Genomic DNA, 1,731 nt, shown 5'->3' with positions numbered 1-1,731 from the left:
ACCTGGCGGGTGGCCTCGACGAACCGGCTGCTGTCGACCTGGCCTCCCGCGGCCAGGACCTCCCGGTCCATGACCGACAGGTTCGCCTGGGCCAGGTGCTCCTGCGCGATCGCAGGGAAATCCGCCTTCAGGTTGGCCAGTGTGTAACCGGAGGCCACCGGGCGGCTGGTGATCACCTCGGGCAGGATGTCTACCGCGCCGCTGGTCACCGAGTCGCGGTAGACCTTTCCCCAGTCCCGGATCTCCTGCTCGGTCAGGGCCGCCCGCATGGTCTCCAAGAGCTTGTGCTCCAGGTCAGTCGCCGTCTTCCCCTGCCGCAACCGGTCAGCGGCGTGCAACGCCGCCCCCAGCAGTACGTTGCGCTTTCCGGTGCCTGCTAGAGCCCGTGACATGCGCGAACTCCGATTCGCGCCCGTCAGCAAGCCCTGCAACAGCTCCAGACGCTGCCCGGAAGACGTGTCTCCCACGGCCACACCTCCACCTTTTGTTTGGCCGCAACGGATCTGATGACCACGACACTATGATCACGCGCTGCGCATGATCCATCACCCCCGGGAGTGAACGGCGACCATGGCGCGGTCGGCCCAGGCAGAGCCCATGTACGGCGGTCGGTCATCACCCTCCTGGTCGACAACCGATCGGGCGGTGGCCGTCGCATCGCCGCTGGGTGCTGATCAAGTGACGCTACGGATGTCCACGTTGCGCCGGCGTGGCGGGGAGGCGGACCTCGTGCCCGGTCATGCCGCCCACCCGCGCGTGGCGCCCCCAGTGCGGTGGCTGATGCGCCTGGTCATCAGGGTGATCGCGGCCCAGGTCAGATGGGCTTCAGAGTGCTGCACGAGTCGCTCGTGGTCCCGGCAGTTGCGGCGTGCCCGAATCAGCCACGACAGCGATCTCTCCACGACCCAGCGGCGCGGCAGCACCACGAACCCCTTCTGGTCGGGCGGCCGCACGACGATCTTGATCGTCAGGTTCAGGAACCGCTTGGCCCACGCCACCAGCTCGCCGCCATATCGGGTACGCAGCGGCTCGATCTCCAGCGCGGCGTCCATCTCGTCCCACAGCTGCGGGTACCGCTCGCCCTGCAGATGGGCGTTCTGCGCCAGGTACTCCAGTTGGGGGCCCATCTCCGGCGCGACCAGGTACGGACGGTGGTGGTCGTTCCCGAAGCCCGGGTGCATCGCGTACAGCGGGAACCGCCGCGCCGCCTCCACCAGCCGCCCCATCTGCTCCGCGGTCGTCCGCAACGCCGTGGCGGCGCGACCCTCGCCCAGCTCGGCCGCCTTGGCCAGCGACCGCTTGGCGCACCGCGCCCACGAGTTGACCTCCGCCAGCTCCGCCGGCGTGAACGGCCGTCTGTGTTTGCCCAGGTCCGACCGGTTTCCCTGCCCCGGACGCGCCGCCAACGCCGCCTCCGCCTGATCCCGCGAGTACAGCTTCGCCCCAGTCTCCATGTCCCGGTCGACCGCCGCCAGGCCCAACGAGCGCACCAGATCCCGCGCCGACTGCGGCGCCCGCCCGGCCGCCGCCGCGACCTGCTTCGCCGTCCACCTCTCCACGGCCCCGGAGAGTACGACCCCCCGTAGGGAAGTCCCGCTCCAGCTGAAGCCACAGTTCTGCCTGCACATGGACACCCCCTAGGTCGTGTTTCAGATGTGGCGTAGCCAGATGTTGATGGCGGCGATGTCGATGGTGGCCTGGTAGCGGACGGCGAGCTTGTCGTAGCGGGTG

1 protein-coding gene and 1 pseudogene are annotated in these 1,731 nt (G+C 69.2%); both read right to left on the bottom strand.

The annotated features are described in order from the left end of the window. Positions 1–473: hypothetical protein (locus ACFV4N_RS43425; protein ID WP_499678541.1), on the bottom strand; the 473-nt coding region annotated here is incomplete at its 3' end. A gap of 270 nt (positions 474–743) precedes the next feature. Beyond that, positions 744–1,559 (bottom strand): annotated as a pseudogene (locus ACFV4N_RS43420) (hypothetical protein); the annotation flags it as partial. Between the last annotated feature and the right edge of the window lie 172 nt (positions 1,560–1,731).

Origin of the sequence: Actinosynnema sp. NPDC059797, from assembly GCF_042732085.1 — a bacterium.
Classification (GTDB): domain Bacteria; phylum Actinomycetota; class Actinomycetes; order Mycobacteriales; family Pseudonocardiaceae; genus Actinosynnema.
The sequence above is the reverse complement of the archived record's forward strand: the minus strand, read 5'-3'. Positions and strand labels throughout refer to the sequence as shown.